Genomic DNA, 20,554 nt, shown 5'->3' with positions numbered 1-20,554 from the left:
TGCGATGAAACGCTTGAAGATTACGACAATTCATGTAATGACCACCACGCAAACCAAGCCTTGAATGGAGGTATGACAATGGCAGCCGAACAGTACATTGAAGCGATGAAGGCCCTCAAAGAAGCCGAAGAGAACGGCGACATCCAGCAGGCCTATGCCGGCACCAACAAGGCCGCTGCGACCCGCGTGCGCAAGGCTTTCCTGCAGGCCAAGAAGGCTTTCCACGAAGCTCGTCAGGAGATCCAGGCCATCAAGAAGGGCGACGAGGACGCCCGCGAAGATGTGCCGACCTTCTTCGGCGGCGAAGAGTAATCATCTCGACCGGCGTTGCCTGGCAGCGCTCGAGGTGAAAAAAAAGACCCGCTCAGCACTTGGCTGAGCGGGTCTTTTTGTGTGTCAGTGGTCGTTAAGTTTAGAATTCGAAGCCGACGTTGGCACCGGCTCTCCAGTTATGGAGTTCGTTTTCGTCGTTGGCGACCTCCGAGCGCAGCATCTCGTTGTCGATCGCCGGGCGGAAGGTTCCGCGCACGTCGGCGATGAAACGATTGTAGCTGTAGCTCAGACCGGCACCGAGCGGAAACTCGATGACGTCGTCAGCGTCCTGCAGGCTCGAGGTGTTGACGTCGGTGTTCTCGACCTCATAGTGCTTCCAGCCGGCGCCTGCCAGAATGTAGGGCTTGACGCGGGTGGTCGCGAGGTTGAGGCGGAAAGCACCTTCAACACCGTTGGACAGCAGGATGGCGTCGTCTTCGACGCCGAAGGTGTCGATGTCGTTGGCGCTACCGATATAGGCCGCCTCGAAGCCGAGCAGCGTGCGGGTGCCGAGCAGGATGCGACCCTCCCAGCCACCGCCGACGTCGACGAAGTCGTTGAAGTCACCGTCGGTAAAGCCAACGGCGCCACCACCAATCTGAACGCCCATGCCGAACGGAGTCAGCGTGTCGGCCCGGTCGTCCTGAACCAGCGGTTCAGGCTCCTCATACGGCTCGTCGATCTCGACGGGCTCGGCCATCTCTTCGTCCTCCCCGTAGTCTTGGGCGGCCACAGGTCCGGCCACCAGAAGCGTTGCCGCTGCGAATACGAGTCCTAACAACTTGGTATTCTTCATGATGTGACTCCCTTTGCTGATGTCTTGCTCGCCAAGTGGAGACTTTCTCACTCAATGTCGATACGTCGTTTCGATACGTCTTCGAAGCACTGCTGACCGGCGAGCGCGACAGCACGTCATGTGTGTACTACTTTTACTTGAGTGTCCCCCTGAACGGACGATGCCGTAAGAGTCGAAAGCCTCTTCACATCGCCGCGTATCTCCTGCGGCGGTTTCAATCCGAAAGTTAAAATCTTGGGCAGGGAGGTCAACCAAACAAAAGGCGTGGGCCGGCACGAAGAGCAGGTGCGGCTTCGCCGCAACCGGCGGCCAAGCTATTGGGGGCAGCCCTGCCAGCGCTGGATAACCGCCTCGACGTCGCGCTCGGTCAGGGGAGTCTCCAAGTTGCCCGCGTTCATCAGCGAGCGGCGCTTGGCGGGGTCGACGTGGCGCAGGCCGAAGGCGTGGCCCAACTCGTGGGCGATGGTAATGGTGCGTTGGCGGGAGTCGGCCAAGCTGCGGTTGATGATCACTTCGCCCAGCTCGTCATCGTAGTAGCCGTTGACGAACGGCGCGCCCCGTTGGAAAAAAATTGGCAGGCGAGGGGCGTCGGCCAGGTCTTCACGCGTCAGCTGCAGCGGGCCGGCGGCGTTCCACATGGCCAGCGCCTGGTCGACCGCCTCGAGCTCACTGTCGCGCAAATCCCCGACCGGCTCGACCACCAGCGGCAAGCACGGGTCGTAGGTCACGTCGAAGACCAGGTCTTGTTCGTTGGGTCCGCAGCCACAGACCACCACGGTGATCAGCGCCGTCAGCAGGGCCTTCGAGAAGAGGTGAAACGGGTGGGCGGAGAGCAAGCAGCAAAGAATCGATCGCATGAGCACGGCACAAAGCTACGGTGAGGCAAAGCGCATCTGTATCACAAGTCAGATGACTTAGGTCGCAACCGATTCTACTTGCTTTTCAGTGGTTTGTGAAGGGTGGAGGGCAGTGGGTATAAAAAGGCCGGGGGGAATCCCCCGGCCGGCAGTGTCGGTTCGCCGCAAAGGTTTACGGCATACCACATGTGTTGCTGGAGTTACTGGTTCTTATCGACGCGCTCGACGTTGGAGGCGTGCAGGCCCTTGGGGCCGCGGTGCAGCTCGAACTGCACCGGCTCGTCGGCCTGCAGCGTCTTGAATCCCTCTTCGAGGATTTGGCTGTAGTGCACGAAGATGTCTTCGTCGGTTCCCTCGACGTTGATGAAACCGTAACCCTTTGCGTTGTTGAACCACTTAACCGAACCGGTCGCCATGATGATACCTCTCTGCTTGCTGCTAGAGTCGATGTGCATTGCTTGCTTACGGCTGCTCGACCCAAGAATCTCTTCGAGTACGACAGCCCCCATGGGCCTCGCTGCTTACGAGGGCCCGCCAGCCTGAAGGTTCTTTTGCTTGCTGGCACGTTGCGGGGTTCTGCTTGCTCGACCCCGTGTGCCAAAGGCCTTCCGACCAGCTTCGGGGATGTTAACGCCCTCGAGTGGCTCGACCTTCCAAGAAGAGTGCAAAAAACCCCTTAAAATCCAAAGGCTTGCTCGAAAAACCGCACGTCGAGGCCGCCCGAGGGGTTTTTCGAGGCCGTCGAGTGCTTAAATTATTTTGCATGGGTACCTACATCCGCCATAACCGCAGCCCGGAGGCGCCACCGCGCCGTCCGGACCATCCCACCTTTGGCGACGAAGCGGCCAAGGGCGTCGAGCGGCGCCTGGCCGCGCTCAAAGAGCGCTGGTCGCAATTGCGCTCGAAGGCCGCGCCGATCTTGGAGCGCCTGGTGCGCAAAGCCCCAAATTGATCGCGTCGCCTTCGAACCGGCTCGGTGGGCGAGCCACTCCGCACTCGGATCAGTATTCGAACTGGGCTTCGAGCCCGTAGTTGGTGAGTTGGTCGTCGTCGAAGAACTGGCCGAATGGATAAAATCCACGCATAAAGACCGCCATCACACGGATGTGCCGCGTGCTGTGGTTGGCGCTGGCCGACAGGCCGCCCTTGGCGCTGAAGGTGATGCCCCAGTCGCGCTCGGCGAATGAGGTGGCGTCCAGGCCGAGCACCGGCTCGATCTGGTCGTCGTCGAACAGGCTCACCTGCCAGTCGTAAGCGCGAAACTCGATGCCGGCCTGCGCTTTGCCGCGCGCGAAGTCGTCGGTCTGCGAGTGGATGATGTAGCCGCCGCCCCCATACACCCGCCACCAGTGGTCCTGCAGTGAGAGCACCACATCGACAATCTCGTAGCCCAGGTCGATGCGCTCGACCTGGGGGTTGAACAGGATGAACTCGTCGCCCAGGTGGCTGCTCTGGTGATACAGGTGCACTCGCCCCGAGAAGCGGCCGCTGCGAAAGGTCACGGGCACGCCGATGATGAAGTCGGAGTTGATCAGCGGCACCGACGGGGCGTCGAGGTTGAACTGCGAGAAGACCCCGCCCGCCAGGCTGATCTGGACGCCGTCGCACGATTGTTCGGAGCGCCAGCCGTACAGCCCCAAGATGCTGCCGAAGCTGACCACCCCCGCCCAGATGCCTTGGCCGGTGGTCTGGGTCGACAGGATGCCCGGGTCGAAGCTGACGCGTTGGATGGCCGCGGCAAAGCGCGGCTCTTTGACGTCGGCCAGAAGTGGGCGGAACACATCACTGGTCGGTAAGAAGCCGCCTTCGAGGACCACGTCAGGCTCGACGACCTCGGACGGCTCGTAGCGGCAGTCGACGCTCTTGGAGTCTCCAGCGCTGGCTTCCGCGTTGGCGAACAGCACGGTGACACAGGCGAGCAGCATCAAGCCGCGGTGAAAGAGCCGATGCAGACGGAGTGCGTCGAGGAGTCGGGCCATGGTGAGCATCCATCCAACACGGGACCAAGCGGGAGCATAGGGCAAAACAGCGAAAGCACAGCATTACCAACGAAAAAAAGGCCGCCGGAGCCGTGAGACAGCTTCGGCGGCCTTGATTGTCGAACACGGGGTTCGATCAGGTGCGCTGTTCGTAAATGCGCTCTTGAGACTCGATGCTACTGCCGCTGCGAATGCCTGGCAGCTTCTCCTTGGCTTGCTGGCGAATTTCACGCCCCTCTTTGGGCGCAAACAGCATGCCCAGCGTCGCCCCCAGTCCCAGACCCATGGCAAAAAGGCCGATGGCAGCCAGGGTGTTATCGTTGGAGGTCTTGCGCTGCAGACCCACGCGATCGATGAGTTGATCGTAGCGGTCGCGGCGGTTGTCACTGCTAAACGGGTTCGACAGATTCATGAGAAGCTCCGGTTTGACATGATTCGATTAACTGCCTCGTGGGCCAAAGATGCACGCGTCCCCGGAGGCGTCAACGAGTCAGCCGACTGCGCGGGCCGAACACCCTTCGCCAAGGTGTTCTCGATGACTGCGATGACCCTATTCGCTGGGATGTGCCTCGGGCACCTCGGGGTCGCGGCCGTTGGGCGGCTCGTAGGTGGGCGGGTCGATCGTCAACGCGCGCAGGGTGGCAGCGCAGGCGTCCGGCGAGCCGCCGTCGTGCAGCGGTCGCGTCGGCTGGCTCTCCTCCCAAACGATCGTCTCGCTCGCGTCCCAACACTGGCGCACCACCACCGGCTGGGAGAGGGTGCCTCCTTCGATGCGCGCGGCCACGCGCCCCTGGGCGTCGGGCAGCCAGGCCGCGTCGACGCTGAAAAACTCGTGAGGCTCGCCGTCTTCGCCAAAATCACCTCGCCCGAAGAAGACCAGCCGGCCACGTCCCGAGGGGAGCTGCACATAGCGGTAGATGGCGTTGAGCGGCTCGTTGTCGCCATTGGTGAACTGGTCGAAGCCCACGCGCACCTGGCGCACCCCGTTTCGCGCCCGAAAGGCGATGGCCATCTTGCCCTCGAAGGAGGTCGGGTCGTAGGCGTGGAAGGCGTCGAAGTCCAGGTACAGCAGCCCCTCGCCTTGCTGGTCTTGTCGAGCGTCGTCCGGTGAGTCGGCAGTCTCGAAGGGGGTAAACCACCCCGAGAAGATCTCGCGGTTGTCCTGGGCGCTGTTGCCCCAGCGCAGCGAGTAGCTGAAGGTCTCGGCGTCGACCGCGTCGATTTGAAGGTAGAGGTAGTCGTCGGCGCGCGGCGGGGTCTCCCAGACCCAGCGGCCCTCCTGGGGCTGGCGCGCCGGGTACGCGGTGATCCGGTCGATGAGCTCGAATACCCCGTACATGATCTCGTTGGTGCCAAAGACCGTCTTGCGGGTGAACTCGGCCAGGCCCGACGACTCGCCGACCAGCGCGCCGGTCAATGTCCCCGCTTGGGGCTGCTCGACGCCATCTTGGCCGGCGTAGTCGATTTTGACCGTGTCGTAGTCGACCGTCTGGGGGATATCGGGCACCGGCTCGATGGTGGTCGGGCCGCATGACAACGCCAGCGACGAGACGAGCGCCAGAAGCACGAGGCTCGGGGACATAGCGAGCTTGGGAGTTGCGAGGGGCATGAGCTTGTCTCGGTTACGGACTCAGTCACCGGCTTGGACGACTATAAATGCTGTGGTGTTCAAATGCAGCTTTGACGACAGGAGCGCCTCCCGGCCGGGTGGACCGGGAGGCGCAGGGACCGGAGGCTCACTCACCCGACTCTTCGGCCGGGTGAGCGGCCGGAATCGCGGGATCTTCGTCGGCCAGGTTCTCCTCGACGGCCGGCGGCTCGAGGTCGTCGGTATTCTGCACGCAGCTGGCGCGGTCGCCCTTTTCGGTGTGACCTTCGGGCCAGCTCAGGTGCTCGTAGGCTTTGTGCAGCTGGTCGTCCCAGCATTGGGCCGAGCGCAGGAAGTCGACCTCGAGGGTGCCGCCGGTGGCCAGGGCAACGCCCGCGCCGCTCAGGTCGCCTCGCCAGTACGAGTGCACCGCGATGCCTTCGAGCGGCTGACCGCCGTCTTGGTTGAAGTCAGCCTTGGCGAACCACTTCATGCGCCCGGCGCGGTTGGGGAGCAAGACGTAGTCATAGGCGGCGGCGTCGGGGAAGTTGGGGTCGCGGGGCGTCTGCACGCCGACGAAGTGTGCGCGCACCTGGCGCACGTTACCGACGCGGCGAAACGCCAGGCGCACCTTGCCGTCGATCTGCTGGGCGGGGTCGAGGGTGTTGGCGTGGTCGAAGTGGTAGCGCACGATGCCCCAGCCTTGTTTGTCGAAGTGCGGGCGCGTCTCGATGCGCACGACGTGGCCGTCGAAGATGGTCAGCATCTCGTGGGCGCTGTCGTCGGCGGGGCGGGCGGTCAGCGAATAGTCGAAGCGCGTGCCCCGCGGCGCGTCGCTGCGTTCGACCTCGACGCGCAGGAAATAGCCGTCGTGGGTGCCCTCCCAGGTGCGCCGGTCCTCTTCGGCGGTGGTAGGCGGCAGGCTGACGATGGCGCGCATCATCCCGATATGCCCTCCCAAAAAGGCGTTGGTCTTGACGACCGTCTCGGCCGTCAGCGCGGCGATGCCGCTGACTTCGCCGTTGAGCGCGCTCGAGCGCGTCCCTTCCTCTTCTCCCTCGTAGCTCAGCATGATGTCGCCTTCGGAGACGAGCGCGGCGCGAAACTCCTCGGTCTCCTCTTGCTCGGTCGAGCTCTGGTCTCCGCAGGCGGTCGCGGCGACGAGGGCGACGATGCAAACCAACCAGATGAGCGATTGTCCACTTTTCTTATTCGAGCACATCATTTTCAGCTCCTTCAGATTCGAGTCAGCGACAGGGCAACGCGGTGGTTGCGGGCTCGGGTTTCTGTAAAGCAATGGGTGTGCCAGCAGGTGCGAGATATTTTCGTAAAATTGATAAGCTGTTGGAAATTAGGGGTTAAGTGGTGGGTTCGTCGCGCCCCAACACGGTGTCTGACACCATGTTGGTGACAGAATGACATAAGTGTCAGAAATAGTTTGACAGTCATGACAGAAAGTTCTGTCATAAGAGGGCGCAAATTTCTGACCACGGATTTCCATGAACCTCGAGCACCTCCTCGAAAACGCCCGTCCGCTCAGCTACCAGGCCGACGGGCTCAGTTGGCATGTGCCCGATGGCGACGGGGCGGGCTGCGTGGTGCGCTTGGTGCGTCTGTCGGATCGATTTACGGGGGCGCACGGGCGGCTGCTCGACGAGATCGCGGCCGGCGCGCAGGTCGCCGAGGTCGCGTGTGTGCCTCGATGGCGCCACTTTCGGTACCTGCGTGAGTCGGAGCGCCGCGAGCTCGCGCTCGCCGAGGGACATTGGTTGGTGGCCGTGCGCGATTGGGTGCCTGGCACCACGCTTCACGAGGTCGAAGGCCTCGTCGGCACGGACGGGATGTCGGTCGCCTTGCAGCTCGCCTATACAGTGCGCGAATTGCACGAGCACGGGCTCGTCCACGGCGACCTGCAGCCGGCGAACGTGGTCTACGACGACGACGCGAAGATGTGGCTCATCGACGTGCCCCTGGTGGCGACCACCTCGGATGACCGCGGCCACGTCGCCGGCAGCGCGCCGCTCATGGCGCCCGAGCGATGGCAGGGCGCGGCGGCCACCGTCGAGAGCGACGTGTACGCCCTCGGCGCGTTCGTCTGCTGGCTCGCCTCGCGCGAATGGCCGCTGCAGGCCGATAGCCTCGCGCAATGGGCGCAGGCGCATCGCCACCGTCGCCCTACGCTGCCCGACAGAATCGACGGCCGGCTCGCCGGCGTCGTCACGCGCATGCTCGCCAAGGACGCCGAGCTTCGCCCCTCGCTGCAGTCACTCATCGACGCGCTCATCGACGCCGGCGGCCAAATCGACCTGCCGGCGGTCCGACCGCTTCCCGGCGAGGTCGACGCCACCGCCACCGCCGCGCTCGAGGCGCTCGAGGAAAAGCCCACCGTGGTCGTCGTCGACCGCGACCGCAAGCTCTTCGCTCGGCCCGCGCTACGCCAGGTCGCGCGACGCCTCGAGCTGGCCGGCGAGCGGGTGATTTTCGTGCGCGGGGCACAGCTCGACGCGCCGCTCGACGAAACTCGTGCCCCCGACAGCGACGCCGACCCCTGGAACCTCGCCTACGCGTTGGTCGAAAAGGTCTGCCAAGACCCGGACGTGCACGAGCACCTCGCCCGTGAAGCGGGCCGCGGCGACCAACTCCACACCTTCGAGGTCTTCGCCGAGGCGCTCATTGATGCGTTGCCCGAGACCGGACTGACGGTCGTTTGGGAGGATTTCGAGGCCGCCGGCCCCGACGTTCGGCGTTGGTGGAGCTTCGTGCTCGAGCAGCCCGCGCGGCTTCGCTGCGTGCTCGGAGCGAGCCCGGTGGAGGCCGACGCAGCGGTCGCGCTGCTCACGCCGGCCGAAGATCCATCGGTCTGGGGGAGTTGGCGCGCAAAGACCCTGCGCACCGAGGTGCGCGACATCGCCGGCGGCCACTGGAAGGGGCTGGTCGACCGCGCCCAGGGCCGCCCCGACCGGCTCGTCCAGCTCATCAACCAACGCGTCGGCGCTCCCTTCGAGCCCGATACGGTCTCCATTCGCGACAGCGGCGTGTTCCGCGCGCCGCTGTCGGCGGGCCGCTGGCAGGAGCGCTACGACTCGCTCGTCGAGCGCGGCGCCTTCGGCCAGGCCGCCGAGTGCTGCGCAGAAGTCTACGCCCAGCGCGTCGTTCTGAACGACGAGCAGGCGCGCGAGGTGCTCGAGGCGTGGACCGACGTCATTCTGCGCGGTGTGGCGAGCCCGCGGCACGTCCACGAGCTCGAACGCGCGCTCGTTGCAGAAATCGACGCGATGGCCGAGATGGGCGCTTCGGGCCTCGTTTGCGACGCCACCGTCGCCTTCGCCCGCTTGGCGCATAATCAAGGCCGTCACGCCGACGGGCTCGCGCGGCTATCGTCCGTCGCCGACACGCTGTCGGCCGAAGACGCGCCCCTCGAGCTCGCGCGCTGCCGTCTGTGGCAAGCCCAGCTCAGCCTGTCGTCCGGCCAGTTCGACGATGCCAAGGCATTCGCCAACAAAGGCCTAGAGCTCGCCGCGAAGCTTCCGGCGGACGGGACAGAGGCGCTGCGCGCCCACCTCGAACTCGTGCTCCACGCCGCCGGCGCCATCTACGGCGATCGCGACGCCATCGCCGCGCTCGAGGACCTGCACGAGCGCCTCGAACACCCCGGGGTCGCCCCGGTGCTGCGGGCGCGCTGCCACGCCTACCGCGCCCTCGGGCTCACCCGCCACGACCGGCTCGACGAGGCGACCGACGCCTACCGGCGCGCCCTCGAGATCATCGAAGGCGCCGGCCTCGACGCCGAACTCCCCATCTACCTGCTCAACGTGGGCACCGCCTACCATCGTCAGGGGCGCTTGGGCATCGCCCGCGAGTATTACGCCCGCGGGGTGCGCCTGGCCCAGCCGTCGACGCGCCCGTCGACCCGCGCGCTGCTATACGCCAATCAGGCCAATATCGAGCAGGCGCTGGGCCGGCTTCCCGAGGCGCGCGCCTCCCTCGACGATGCCTGGGAGGTCGCCCTCGAGCACGAACTCGGCTCGGTCCTGGTGCTCTGCTACTCGATGCAGGGCGAGATTCACCTGGCCGAGGGCGACCTCGCCCAAGCCCTGGCGAGCTACGAGGCCGCGCTTGGCGACGCGTCGCTGCCCGTGTCGGCGTTCTCGCGCGCCGAGCTCTTGCTGCACAGCGCCGAGGCGTGTCTGCTCAAGGAGGATCTCGTGCGCTCCCACGAGTTCATCGACGAGGCGCGCAGCCTCATCGAGGGGCACGAGCTGACCGGCTTGGAGGGCTACCACGGCATGCTTCGCGCGCGCCTTCAGTGGGAAGAGGGCGGCTCGGTCGGCGTGATGGCGGGCATCGAGCTCTTTCGCCGAAGCCTGTTGCAGACGGCCGAGGCGGGCAACCACAAGCTCGTGCTGCGCCAGAGCCCGTACCTGTGGCGGCTGCTCGAGCGCGAGGGGCTGGGCGATTTGATGGAGGAGGTCGCCGAGATCGCGCTCAAGTCGAAGAACGCCATCGCGATGGGGCTCACCCGTGAGCTTCGCGACGATTTCTTCGCCCAGTTGCCCTCCCTCGAGGTCGACGACGTAGACGTCGCGGACGACCCCCCCGCGTCGCCGGCGTCGTCGAGCCGACCGGCGCGGCCCGAGCAGGACGCTCGCGGCATCTGGCAGAGTCGTCGGCGCGCGCGCCACGCCCCGGAGTCGGACGCGATTTTGGAGCGCTTCTACCGGATGCTGTCGCTCAACGAGGTCATCCTCCACAGCGACGACCTCGCCAGGCTCACCCCGAAGGCGCTCGACATCGCGCTGAGCCTGAGCGGCGCCGAGCGCGGCTTTATCTTGCTGCGCGACCCCGATCGAGCACGAGTGGGCGACTTTCGCATCGTCGCCAGCCGCGACGCCCACGCCCAACCCATCCCCGAGCCACATTTGGAGGTGAGTCTGACCGTGGCCGAGGAGGCCGCCAGCACCGGCCAGACGGTGGTCACCGTCAACGCCCAGGACGACACGCGCTTCGAGCAGGCGCTGTCGGTCGTCGACCTGAGCCTGACGAGCGTCCTGTGCGTGCCGATTCGCGACTCCGGCGGGCTCCTCGGCGCGCTATACCTCGACCATCGCTTCCAGCCGGGCATTTTCGAGGGCGAGGTGACCCGGATGATGGAGGCGTTCGGCCACCAACTCGCCCTGGCGATTACCAACGTGCGCCGCCTCGACGAGCTCGAGCGCGAACGGCGGGAGTTGGCCCAGGCCAAAGAGCGCCTCGACGAACTCTTGGCCGAGCGCGAGGTGATGCTCGGCGAGCTTCGCGACCGCGTCGGCGAGCTCACCGAGGAGGTCGAGCGCCAGCGCCTGACGAGCCCGACGCGCTCGACCTTCGAGCATATCGCGTTCGCCTCGCGCGCCATGGAGGACGTGCTCGTGCAGGTCGAGCGCGTCGCCAAGAGCGATATCCCGGTGGTCGTCCACGGCGAGTCGGGCGTGGGTAAGGAGCTCGTCGCCGAGGCGCTGCACGCGGCGAGCCCGCGCAGCAACGGCCCGTTCGTGGCGTTCAACTGCGGCGCGGTCAGCGAGAGCTTGATGGAGTCGGAGATGTTCGGCCACGTCAAAGGGGCGTTTACCGGCGCGCAGTCCGACCGCGAGGGCTTCTTCCACGCCGCCAACGGCGGCACGATCTTCTTGGACGAGGTCGGCGAGATGCCCGCGTCGATGCAGGTCAAGCTGCTGCGCGTGCTCCAGGAGCGCAAGGTACGCCGTGTCGGCGCGACCGAGGCCGAGCCGGTCGACGTGCGCGTGGTCTGCGCGACCCACCGAAGCCTCGAGGAGATGGTCGAAGAGGGGAGCTTTCGCGAGGACCTGTACTACCGGCTGGCGGCCTTCGTCGTCGAAGTGCCGCCCCTGCGCGACCGCCGCGAGGATATCCCGCTCATCGCCCGCAAGCTCCTCGACCGCATCGGCGAATCGAGCGGCGAGTCGTACAGGCTGGTGCCCGAGGCCGCGCGGCTTTTGTCGCAGGCACACTGGAAGGGCAACGTCCGCGAGCTCGAAAACACGCTGCGCGCGGCGTGCGCGCTGGCCGACGGCTGTGAACTCGGCGAGCGCGATGTCGCGCCCTTGTTGCGGATTCGGGAGGCGGACGACGGACGGGAAGGGCGGCGGCCGAGTCGAACGACCAGCCGCACGAGCAAGCTCGGCCGCAAGCCCAAAGCCGGCCGCGCCGAGGTCGTCGAAGCCCTGCGCCGCGCCGGCGGCGACAAGGAGAGGGCCGCCGAGGCCCTCGGCGTGAGCGTGCGCACGCTGTATCGGTATCAGAAGAAGTATGACATCGAGTGACCACAAACACGGTGTCAGACACCGTGTTGGTCCCCTCGACCGCGACCGCGGAGGCGCGGAAACCCGGAGGTGCGGAGGCGCGGAGGCGCGGGAGTATTGATGCGCGGAACGCTGAGGCGCTGAAGATTCATCTGAACGACGCGGAGGGCGCTGCAGAACGACGTCGCTGCGGTGTGTCGACGTGCGGTGGTAGGCAGCCTTCTGCAGCGGGTACAGCGAACCTCAGATGAATCTTCAGCGCTTCCGCGTGCAGCGGATCATGCATTCAGCGGGCTCGGCGCTTCAGCGTGTCAGCGCATCAGCGCAGCGCCTCGGCGCTTCGGCGTGTCCGCGATACACGGTGTCAGACACCGTGTTAGCCCCTTCCCACCGACGGCAGACGCACACGCAGCCGTCGCCGGTCGTCTCCCTCCTTTTGCGTCTCGATCGTGCCGTCGTGGCTCTCCACGATCATCGCGCACGTCTCGTGCGACGCCGTCCAGTCGCCGTGGGATCGCACCGTCCAGACGAGCTTGTCGCCGTCGCGGTCGATGTCGATGTCGATGTCGACGCTCGTATCTTGTGGTGCGCTACGCAGCGTCACCTCGAAGACGCGTGTGATCAGGTCGTGCAGCAGCGCGGGTTGACCCGCGACCCGGTCGTCGAGTGCGCGGTTGGTCACCGATAGGCGCAGTCCGTGCGTCTCGAGTCGCTTCGCGAAGGTGCGCGTGACGTCCGAGACGAGCTGTCCGAACGAAACCGGCTGGACGTTGGCTACCTTTGCCGATGGGTCGGCGAGCAAACATTTTGTGCTCTCGACGAGGTCTTCGAGCTCGTCGAGGGTCTGGTAGAGCTGGCGAAAGACGCCGCTCTTCTGTCGCCGGTCGCCGTCGTGGGTGCTCAGGTACTCGGCGTCGCCTCTCAAAAAGCCGAGCTGCTCGGCCAGGGCCGAGAGCATCAGTTGTCCCAGTCGTAGCTTGCGCTCGAAGAGCGGACGGGCGTCCTGGGAGGGGGCCTCCGCGGTGTCGGATGCTGCAGACTCCTGCTCGGCGACGTGGCGATTCAGATGAAGTTCGGCCTGGCGAACCAGGTCCATGAGGCCGGCGCGCTCCTGGAGCATCAGCCGGCGCGGCTTGGTGTCGACGACGCAGAGCACGCCGACGGCCGCGCGGTTGTCGATCATCAGCGGGATGCCCGCGTAGAACCGGATCCCGTCGGGATTGGCCACCGACGGCAGGTGCGCGAAGCGCTCGTCTTCGCGCAGGTCCTCCACAATGAGCACGCGCGGGCTTTTGACCACGTGGTTGCAAATCGACAACTCGCGCGCAAATCGGTGCGGGTCGGTGCCCACCGACCCAAGATTGCAGTGCTCGGCGCGGTCGATGAACGAGACGAGGGCGATGGGCGTATCGCAGATAGCCGCGGCGGCCTCGGCGATCTGATTGAAGATGGGGGCGTCCTCGAGTTGGCCGATTCCCCAACGATCCATGAGGCCGAGACGCTCTTCGTCGGAGGCGGGAGTGGCGAACGCGAATTGTCGAGGCATGCGATTCTCCTGCAGTGGGCCGCCATGATGCCCACGAGTTGCGTACGAGTCCCTTGGCACAACGACACACCTGCGTTCTTTCTTTAACAGAAAATATATAAGGCGCTCCGCAGACGACCGTGTCGCCCCGCGGCAGTGACCTCGACCGCGGCCTCGACGCGCTGTTCAAGGGAAACAGCGTCGCCAGCGCAGCCGCTGCGCGCCCGATTTTGCAGCCTCGGAGGCCAGCGCAGCCGCTGCGAAGGTCAGATATTTTTCTCGGAGACGTCTGCAGCAGTTGCGAAAGTCAGAGATTTTTCTCGGAGACGTCTGCAGCGGCTGCGAAGGTCAGAGATTTTCGCGAGAGACGTCTGCAGCGGCTGCGAAGGCGAGAGATTTTTCTCGGAGACGTCTGCAGCGGCTGCGAAGGTCAGAGATTTTCGCGAGAGACGTCTGCAGCGGCTGCGAAGCTCAGAGACTCTTCCTGCACGGCTTCTCACCGCAGTTGCGCGCTTTGGAGTGACTCGGTAGCTTGGCCGCGACGTCTGCATTGAATCATGTTTGGAACCGCGCCATGAAATCGACCCACCTCTGCTTGATCTGCGCCCTGTTGCTGCTCCCCACCGCCTGCGGTGAGGCCCAGGACGCCCAGCCGGCCGAAACCGAGACCGACGACGACTTTGGCGGCAAGGGCGACTGGTGGGGCAATACCGGGGAGACGCCGTCGTTCGAGGAGTTCGCCGAGCAGATCTATTGCGAGCCGGATACCGACGTGTGCATCGTCGAAGGCGACCTGCCCATCGCCGGCGGCCGAGATGGCCTGCGCGCCTACTACGAGGCGCGCGTGGTCGGCAGCCGCAGCGCGCTGAGCGTCCAGCACGAAGACGGCGTGGACGCCCGGTGGCCCCGCGCGCAGCGATTCGAGCTGACCTACTGCGTCTCCGACGCCTTTGGTGACCGCAAAGCCGAGGTCATCGAGGCGATGGCCGGCGCGGCTGCAGCTTGGCAGGAGCACGCGCACGCCGAGTTTCGCCACGTGCCCGAGGCCGACGCCGACTGTGATATGGGCACCGACCGGGTGCTCTTTCCCGTGCTGACGCCGCCGTCCGCCGACGCCCCGTATTTCGCGCGTGCTTTCTTTCCGAATTACGAGACCAAGGAGCGCCAGGTGCGCATCAACGTCGCCTCGATGGACGACGCGCTCACCGGCAACGACGAACTCGCCCAGAACCTGACCCTCGAGGGCGTGCTACGCCACGAGTTGGGCCACGTGCTCGGGTTTCGCCACGAGCATACTCGCCCGGAGGCCAACTACAGCTGGTGCTTCGAGGACGATAACTACCGGCCGATCACCGGCTACGACGCAAGCTCCGTGATGCACTACCCGCAGTGCAACGGTGAGGGCGATTGGTCGTTGACGCTGACCGAGACGGACAAGGAGGGCGCGGCGTTCTTCTATCCCGACTACGAAAAGCTCGCGCGCTGCGACGAGGAGCTCGACGCCGACGGCCACGTGCGCGAGGACTGCGTGCCCGTCGAACACCAGATCGTCGAGCTGGCGAATACCGCCAGCGCCGAGATCTTGGACGACTGGGCTCGCCTCGACACCCGCGCCGTCGACGACATCCTCGCCCACCGCGACCGCCAGCCGTTCCACACGCTCGCCGACCTCAAAGCGATGCGGTACTTGGAGGAGCAGGGCGTGCGCAAGCTATACGACTACCTGTACGTCGACGGGCGCTGCCCCGAGGAGCTCGACGCCGACGGCCGCGTCCTCGCCTCGTGCCAGCCAGTGGCCAACCGGATTCTGGAGCTGGCGAATACCGCCTCGTTCGAGACGCTCGATGAAGCCGTCAGCCTCGACCGGCGCGCCGCCGAGAATATCGTGGCGGCGCGTGAGCAGCAGCCCTTCGACGAGCTCGGCGGGCTGTGGTTGGTCGATTACGTCAAGACCCGGGCGATGCGGAAGATGTACGACTATTTGTACGGGGAGTGAGCGGGGCGGGGGAGCACGGCTGTGAAGTCGTCGGTGACGACGGCGTGGCATTGGTTCGGCTCGACCGCCTTGGCGTCTCCCAACATACATCGAAACATCTCGCAGCCTCGACCCTCGCAGAAGTAGCTTCCTTCGGGGGTGTAGGCGTAGGGGCCGTCGGCGACGAGGCCGAAGGTCAGCCGGGTGTGGCCGTCTCGGTCGAGCAGGCTGAGAGCCGGCTCGCCGTGACGTTGCACCAAAAAGAGCTCGCTCTGTGGGGTGCGCACGAGGGGGAGAGAGCCGACGATTTCGGATAACACGCGAGTCGCGGCGGCGTCGGACGTGTCGTCGCGCAGGACGTGGCTGTCGGACTGGGGATCGTAGAACAGCGAGCGTCGCTCGCCGGTGGGCGACCACCGAGGACGGTAATTTCGCCAGTTTTCGGGGTAATCGAGGCGCTCGGCGCCCTCGAGATCGAAGAGGTCGGTGACCCAGATGCCTCGCCCGGAGTCTTTGTCGTCGCTGCCCGTGCCCGTGCTCGCGAACGAGACGGCCGTGGAGTTCGGGGCGACGGCGAGGGCCTCGTAGACGCTGTAGGTCGGCTTGCGGGGCGCGTAATGGGCGAACGTCCACCCGTCGGGGTCGAAGACGTACAGGCCGTATTTGCCGTCGAGCACCACCAGACGTCGCTCGTCGTCGCGTCGGACCCACTGCATTTCGGCGGGCATGTCGGCGATCATCTTCCATTTCGACACGCGCGTGAGCTTGTCCTCGTCGGGGCCGGCGACGAAGAGCCCGCGGGTGTTCTTGTTATTCTCCTTATCATCGACCAACACCGCGACGCTGCCGTCGTCGTCGATGGCGTATCGCCAAATCGGCGTCGAGTTACCCGGCGCGGTGGTCGGAAGCGCGACCACAGGCAGCGCGGTGTCGTCCGACAGACGGATGCGGTGGAGCCGGCTGGAGGGGTCGATAAAGCCCAGGTAGTTGCCCTGCGGGGAGAGCTCGGGGCCCAAAAGCCGCATATACTGCCAGTAATACCGAAACGTCATCGGCGCGTCCGACAGTTGCTCGGGCCGCTCGCCGCGCTTCCATCGCCAGCGAAAGACGCCTGCGTCGTTGTGCCAGTAGAGCACGTGTCCGTCGGCAGAGGCGACGACGGGCATGCCGTGGCTTTGGGCGATCGAGATGCCTTTGCGCGCGACCGGATCGAGCAGCGCTTTGCGCGCACCGGAGCCGCGCTCGACGGTGGCGATCTCGCGAGAGACGTAGCGTCGCTCGAGGTCCTGGCTGCCGTCGTCGGGTAGCGTGACGAGCTGGGTGCGTTGCTCGATGAGGACGTGCTTTCCGTCGGGCAGTGGGGCGACGTAGCGGCGGTAGGGCTCGTAGCCGACGGTCTCGGCGCACGCGGTCGCGCCCTTCGTGGTCCACGTCAGGCAACGCGCTCGCTCGGTGCGCACGACCGAGAAGTCCTCGAGGTCGATGATGCGGTGGAGCCAGGGGCGAAACGAGCGCACGTCGGGGTGCTCGGAGGCCGATGCCTCCGCCGGCGGCGCCGAGACGACCAGCCAGCGCCCGTCGGGCGAGTAGCGAAATGACGCGGCCGACCCGGGGTAGCGGGCCGGGCGGCTCGGCTCGAGGGCAGGTCTTGCTTCGCCCGACTTCAAGTCGAAGACTCGCCAGCGGCGCAGTCTGCGCCATTCGTCCGAGACGGGAAACGCACAGGCATCTTTCGAGACGAGCGCTCGCCCGGCGTTCTCGATGGGCTGCGTCCACAGCCAGCGCTCCGCAACGGTGTCGTAGACGCCGATGTCCTGCTCGCTCTTGCGCATGCAGGCGTGTCGGCCGTCGGGGCCGAGGGCGATGGAGCTTCCGGGGAGCCGCTTGCGCACGACACCTGACAATGGGTCGATCAGCGCGCCTTGCGGCCCGATGACGGTCCCCGACTCGCCGAAGGTGCCGTAGACCCGCGCGTTGCGATGGGTGAAGTCGAGTTGTTGGTGGACGACCTTGGCGGCCTTGGCGAGCGTCTCGGTCTCGGAGGACCGACGGGCGTCGTGCGTGTCGGGTGAGCTCGCGCAGGCGGCGAGGAGGGTTGCTCCGAGCGCGAGTAGCCCGAGGCGCCGGGGTGGCATCGTCGTGTCGGTCATGATGGAGTCGGGTCGCTTCGTCTGTGTTATCGCTCGTTCGGTCAGACGCATGCGACCCGACGAACATTCACCCCTTCTGCAGGCTCTTGGCCTTCTCGACCAACTTCAAGAATTCCTGGCGGTCTTGTTGGCCGGCCGACGTGCCCGACTTAGCGATCTCGTGGATCAGGTCGTAGTTGAGCGCGTTGGCGTACTTGCTGCCGCGCAACAACTCGGCGAAGCCGGCCACGGCGGCGGCGAATTGAAAGTCCTTGCTGGCCTTTCGAATCGAGTCCTTCAGGTCGCCGTGGGTGAGCAGGAAGGCTTGCTCGCTCGCCTTGGCGCCGTCGGGTTTTTTGGCGCGGATGCGCACCGTCGCAAGCTTCTTGGCGTCTTTGGCCTTGTCGGTCAGCACCATCTCGTACAGCGCGGTGACCGTGTGTCCGGCGCCGATCTCGCCGGCGTCGACCTTGTCGTTGCGGAAGTCCTTGTCGGCGATGTCACGGTTTTCGTAGCCGATGAGCCGGTACGATTTGACCGCCTCCTTGTCGAACTCCACCTGAATCTTCACATCCTTGGCGATGACCTGCAGCGTGCCGTCGAGCTGCTCGCCGAAGACCTTGCGCGCTTCTTTGGCGGTGTCGATGTAGTAGTAGTTGCCGTTGCCCTTGTTGGCGAGTTGCTCCATGAGCGTGTCTTTGTAGTTGCCCATGCCGAAGCCGATGGTCGACAGGGTCACGCCCTCGTCGACGAAGTGCTCGATGCGCTTCAAGATAGCCTGGTGCGAGCTCGGGCCGACGTTGGCGTCGCCGTCGCTGAGCACGATGACGCGGTTGACGTGGTCTTTCTGGAAGTTGGCCAGGGCGAGTTTGTAGGCGATCTCGAGGCCGGAGTTCATGGCGGTCGAGCCGCCCGATTTGAGGCTCTCGATGGCCGTGAGGATGCGCCCTTTGTTCTCCAGGCCGGTCGGGTCGAGGATCTTGGCGACGCGGCCGGCGTAGGTGGCGATGGCCACCGAATCACCCTGGCGCAGGTTGTTGGTCAGAATCTCGAGCGACTTCTGGGCCAGCCCGAGCTTGTCGGGGCTGGACATCGACCCCGACACGTCGACCAAGAAGGTCAGGTGGACCGGCTTTCGGGTCGTCTTGGTGACGCGTTTCCCCTGCACGCCCACGCGCAGGATCTTGCGGGTCTTGCCCTCGTCCTCGGCGAGGAACGGGCTCGGTGCGGCCTCCATGTGTACGGCGAAGGCGCCCGAGTCGGGGTCGGGGTAGCTGTAGCGGAAATAGTTGACGAACTCCTCGACGCGCACCGACGCCTCGGGCGGCACCTGACCGTTTTGCAGCTTGCGGCGCGCGATGGTGTAGGCGCCGGTGTCGACGTCGATGGCGAACGTCGACTTAGCGTCTTTGGCCGTGTCGGTCATCTGGTTGACTCCGTGGTTGGCGTAGCTTTCGGTGTTGCGTTGGGCAGTGTTGGGCTCGGGAGCCGGCGCGAGGTTGGGGTACACCTTGCGCGCCTTGACCTTGCGACCCACGCTCGCCGAGCCGTAGCCCTTGCCGCCCCCGGTGCTCACCGAGCCCAAGCCCTGGATGCGCCCGTACCCCTCGCCGCTTCCTACCACGCCCTTCGAGGCGATACCGCCGCCTCCGCGCCCGGCACCGGAGATGCCCAGGCCACCTAAGCCTCGGGCTGAGCCGCCCTCGCCGTCGAGCGAGCCCAGCGCGGTGATGGCGTCCGAACCTACCTTGGCGTCCGACTTTCCATTCCAGAGGTTGGAGTCTTTCTTCTCGAAGACTTTCTCGACGCCGGCCATGTCCTCGCCGGCCTTTGTCGATGCGGGACCCACGGCCGGTTGGGCTTGCGCTTCGTCTGCTTCAGGAGTGGGGACTGCGGCCTCTTCGCCTTCTTTGGCCTCTTCGGCCTCCTCGGCTTGGGCCTCGTCCGGCTGGGCCATCATCTGCACGAACCGGTCGGGTTCCTCGGCCTTGTCGGGCACGTCCATCGTCTTGGGCTCCTCGGCCTCGCAGGCGGCAAAGGAGAGGGCGCAGGCAATCAGCAAGTACTTGAACAGGGTGGGGCGCATGGGGAGTCCTCGGCATCACGGGTTTTCCATTGGCTTCATGGGTTGGACACGCGAGGGCGGTGGAAGTTCCGTTGGGGCGGTTCGAGATGTTGTTGCGAAGCGGCTGCTTGCTGCCCGCGGAGCTCGCCCCGTTGTCTGGGGCGCCCGTGCAGCCCCGGGGCTGGTCCCGGGGTTTTGATCGCCAATAACCATCATGTGTTCGGTTTTGCGACATGCCGTCTTGTCGATGCGGTGCAAACGGAATGTGGAGGGGTTGCCACTTTGGGACGATGCGAGTTGAACCGAGTTCAGGCATTGCACGGTTTACCCCAAGGCAAGCCTTGGGGCTGCACGGGCGATGTGCTCCGCTGGGGGCAAGCCCCCGCTCCGCAACGGCTGCTTGCTGCACGGGCGGGATCATCAGGAAAAAATTTGCCAGCCGGCGGCCACCGGGCATACTGGGCGCAGAACGCACCACCGCGACAACGATTCTGCTGATTAGCCAGTTGCACCGACGCCACGGACGGCAAGGAGCATCAATGCGCACGGTTATCTGTCGGTTCGCCGACGAGACGGATTTCTTTCGCCACCTGCGAGCAGGGAAGCAAGCATGGGGCGAGGCCAATTTTTCACTGCTGGGGGCCTACGACCTGGGCGAGGACGAGGAGGTCGAGGTCGTCGCGCTCGTGTCGAGCGTGCGCGAGCGCTGCCGACTGCGCGTTCGCGTCGCCGACCGACGCACGGTCGGGCTCGACTCGGCCGACATCGCCCGGGGCACGGCGCGCCGGTTTTGCTACCGCTGCGAGGTCTGCGCCGAAGACGAGCCCTGGCTCGACATGTTCGTCAAGAAGCTTCGCACGCTCCGGCGGGTGCAGCCGGAGCGTCACGCGAGTTGACGTCAGGTGTTCACCACGGGGGGCACCGGGACACGGGGAAAAGACAAAAGGCCTTCACCGTGAGCTCCGTGCCCCCCGTGGTGAAACACGCCGTTTCACTCCTCGCCAGGTGTGGTCAGGTTGTGTGTGTGAC

At 65.5% G+C, this 20,554-nt stretch carries 15 protein-coding genes; 5 read left to right on the top strand and 10 right to left on the bottom strand.

Translation table 11 applies throughout. From position 1 onward, the window contains the following. Positions 1-78: 78 nt before the first annotated feature. Positions 79-312, top strand: coding sequence for a hypothetical protein (locus FIV42_RS06945; RefSeq protein ID WP_222615401.1), 234 nt, complete (start codon positions 79-81; stop codon positions 310-312). 100 nt (positions 313-412) lie between these two features. Here FIV42_RS06945 and FIV42_RS06940 read toward each other — a convergent pair whose 3' ends face one another. From FIV42_RS06940 to FIV42_RS06930, 3 genes are all read right to left on the bottom strand, one after another. Next, on the bottom strand, positions 413-1,108 hold the full coding sequence (locus FIV42_RS06940) for an outer membrane protein (RefSeq protein WP_141196970.1): 696 nt from the start codon (positions 1,106-1,108) through the stop codon (positions 413-415). 314 nt (positions 1,109-1,422) lie between these two features. Next, positions 1,423-1,965 carry a zinc metalloprotease gene (locus tag FIV42_RS06935; RefSeq protein WP_141196969.1) on the bottom strand — a complete coding sequence of 181 codons (543 nt, stop codon included), beginning with the start codon at positions 1,963-1,965 and terminating at the stop codon, positions 1,423-1,425. A 200-nt stretch (positions 1,966-2,165) separates the two neighbouring features. Beyond that, positions 2,166-2,381 carry a cold shock domain-containing protein gene (locus FIV42_RS06930; protein WP_141196968.1) on the bottom strand — a complete coding sequence of 72 codons (216 nt, stop codon included), beginning with the start codon at positions 2,379-2,381 and terminating at the stop codon, positions 2,166-2,168. A 329-nt stretch (positions 2,382-2,710) separates the two neighbouring features. Between FIV42_RS06930 and FIV42_RS06925 the strand changes: the two genes are divergently transcribed. Then, entirely contained in the window at positions 2,711-2,917 is a 207-nt protein-coding gene (locus tag FIV42_RS06925) for a hypothetical protein (protein ID WP_141196967.1), read from the top strand. A 49-nt stretch (positions 2,918-2,966) separates the two neighbouring features. Here the strand turns inward: FIV42_RS06925 and FIV42_RS06920 are convergent, their stop codons facing one another. The 4 genes from FIV42_RS06920 to FIV42_RS06905 form a co-directional block, all read right to left on the bottom strand. Further along, positions 2,967-3,944: a DUF1207 domain-containing protein gene (locus FIV42_RS06920; protein WP_168210475.1), complete on the bottom strand. Its 978-nt coding sequence runs from the start codon at positions 3,942-3,944 to the stop codon at positions 2,967-2,969. Positions 3,945-4,080: 136 nt separating this feature from the next. Next, positions 4,081-4,356, bottom strand: coding sequence for a YtxH domain-containing protein (locus tag FIV42_RS06915; protein WP_141196965.1), 276 nt, complete (start codon positions 4,354-4,356; stop codon positions 4,081-4,083). A 138-nt stretch (positions 4,357-4,494) separates the two neighbouring features. Further along, positions 4,495-5,553, bottom strand: coding sequence for a hypothetical protein (locus FIV42_RS06910; protein WP_141196964.1), 1,059 nt, complete (start codon positions 5,551-5,553; stop codon positions 4,495-4,497). Positions 5,554-5,680: 127 nt separating this feature from the next. Next, complete coding sequence (locus FIV42_RS06905; RefSeq protein ID WP_141196963.1) at positions 5,681-6,757, bottom strand: hypothetical protein; 1,077 nt, start codon at positions 6,755-6,757, stop codon at positions 5,681-5,683. 274 nt (positions 6,758-7,031) lie between these two features. Here FIV42_RS06905 and FIV42_RS06900 point away from each other — a divergent pair, with 274 nt between their 5' ends. Further along, a complete protein-coding gene (locus FIV42_RS06900) occupies positions 7,032-11,852 on the top strand; it encodes a sigma 54-interacting transcriptional regulator (RefSeq protein WP_141196962.1) in 4,821 nt (1,606 codons plus the stop codon). A 355-nt stretch (positions 11,853-12,207) separates the two neighbouring features. Here FIV42_RS06900 and FIV42_RS06895 read toward each other — a convergent pair whose 3' ends face one another. Then, positions 12,208-13,377: a GAF domain-containing protein gene (locus FIV42_RS06895; protein ID WP_141196961.1), complete on the bottom strand. Its 1,170-nt coding sequence runs from the start codon at positions 13,375-13,377 to the stop codon at positions 12,208-12,210. A gap of 553 nt (positions 13,378-13,930) precedes the next feature. Between FIV42_RS06895 and FIV42_RS06890 the strand changes: the two genes are divergently transcribed. Beyond that, positions 13,931-15,352 carry a matrixin family metalloprotease gene (locus tag FIV42_RS06890; protein WP_141196960.1) on the top strand — a complete coding sequence of 474 codons (1,422 nt, stop codon included), beginning with the start codon at positions 13,931-13,933 and terminating at the stop codon, positions 15,350-15,352. Here the strand turns inward: FIV42_RS06890 and FIV42_RS06885 are convergent. Next, complete coding sequence (locus FIV42_RS06885) at positions 15,334-17,481, bottom strand: hypothetical protein (RefSeq protein ID WP_141196959.1); 2,148 nt, start codon at positions 17,479-17,481, stop codon at positions 15,334-15,336. The two genes, FIV42_RS06890 and FIV42_RS06885, sit on opposite strands and share 19 nt — an antisense overlap. A 67-nt stretch (positions 17,482-17,548) precedes the next feature. Further along, entirely contained in the window at positions 17,549-19,546 is a 1,998-nt protein-coding gene (locus FIV42_RS06880; RefSeq protein WP_141196958.1) for a vWA domain-containing protein, read from the bottom strand. 518 nt (positions 19,547-20,064) lie between these two features. On the opposite strand from FIV42_RS06880, the gene FIV42_RS06875 reads away from it, so the two are divergent. Beyond that, a complete protein-coding gene (locus FIV42_RS06875; protein WP_141196957.1) occupies positions 20,065-20,421 on the top strand; it encodes an NADH-quinone oxidoreductase subunit C in 357 nt (118 codons plus the stop codon). Positions 20,422-20,554 lie beyond the last annotated feature (133 nt).

This window comes from Persicimonas caeni, assembly GCF_006517175.1.
GTDB classification, from domain to species: Bacteria; Myxococcota_A; Bradymonadia; order Bradymonadales; family Bradymonadaceae; genus Persicimonas; species Persicimonas caeni.
Note: the sequence above shows the minus strand (reverse complement) of the source record. Positions and strands in the feature narration are given on the sequence as shown.

What these genes read in the sequence shown, in the direction of transcription:
- FIV42_RS06945 (WP_222615401.1), top strand. Translation starts at nt 79, where the DNA reads ATGGCAGCCGAACAGTACATTGAAGCGATGAAGGCCCTCAAAGAAGCC.
- FIV42_RS06940 (WP_141196970.1), bottom strand. Translation starts at nt 1,108, where the DNA reads ATGAAGAATACCAAGTTGTTAGGACTCGTATTCGCAGCGGCAACGCTT.
- FIV42_RS06935 (WP_141196969.1), bottom strand. Translation starts at nt 1,965, where the DNA reads ATGCGATCGATTCTTTGCTGCTTGCTCTCCGCCCACCCGTTTCACCTC.
- FIV42_RS06930 (WP_141196968.1), bottom strand. Translation starts at nt 2,381, where the DNA reads ATGGCGACCGGTTCGGTTAAGTGGTTCAACAACGCAAAGGGTTACGGT.
- FIV42_RS06920 (WP_168210475.1), bottom strand. Translation starts at nt 3,944, where the DNA reads ATGGCCCGACTCCTCGACGCACTCCGTCTGCATCGGCTCTTTCACCGC.
- FIV42_RS06915 (WP_141196965.1), bottom strand. Translation starts at nt 4,356, where the DNA reads ATGAATCTGTCGAACCCGTTTAGCAGTGACAACCGCCGCGACCGCTAC.
- FIV42_RS06910 (WP_141196964.1), bottom strand. Translation starts at nt 5,553, where the DNA reads ATGCCCCTCGCAACTCCCAAGCTCGCTATGTCCCCGAGCCTCGTGCTT.
- FIV42_RS06905 (WP_141196963.1), bottom strand. Translation starts at nt 6,757, where the DNA reads ATGATGTGCTCGAATAAGAAAAGTGGACAATCGCTCATCTGGTTGGTT.
- FIV42_RS06900 (WP_141196962.1), top strand. Translation starts at nt 7,032, where the DNA reads ATGAACCTCGAGCACCTCCTCGAAAACGCCCGTCCGCTCAGCTACCAG.
- FIV42_RS06895 (WP_141196961.1), bottom strand. Translation starts at nt 13,377, where the DNA reads ATGCCTCGACAATTCGCGTTCGCCACTCCCGCCTCCGACGAAGAGCGT.
- FIV42_RS06890 (WP_141196960.1), top strand. Translation starts at nt 13,931, where the DNA reads ATGAAATCGACCCACCTCTGCTTGATCTGCGCCCTGTTGCTGCTCCCC.
- FIV42_RS06885 (WP_141196959.1), bottom strand. Translation starts at nt 17,481, where the DNA reads ATGACCGACACGACGATGCCACCCCGGCGCCTCGGGCTACTCGCGCTC.
- FIV42_RS06880 (WP_141196958.1), bottom strand. Translation starts at nt 19,546, where the DNA reads ATGCGCCCCACCCTGTTCAAGTACTTGCTGATTGCCTGCGCCCTCTCC.
- FIV42_RS06875 (WP_141196957.1), top strand. Translation starts at nt 20,065, where the DNA reads ATGCGCACGGTTATCTGTCGGTTCGCCGACGAGACGGATTTCTTTCGC.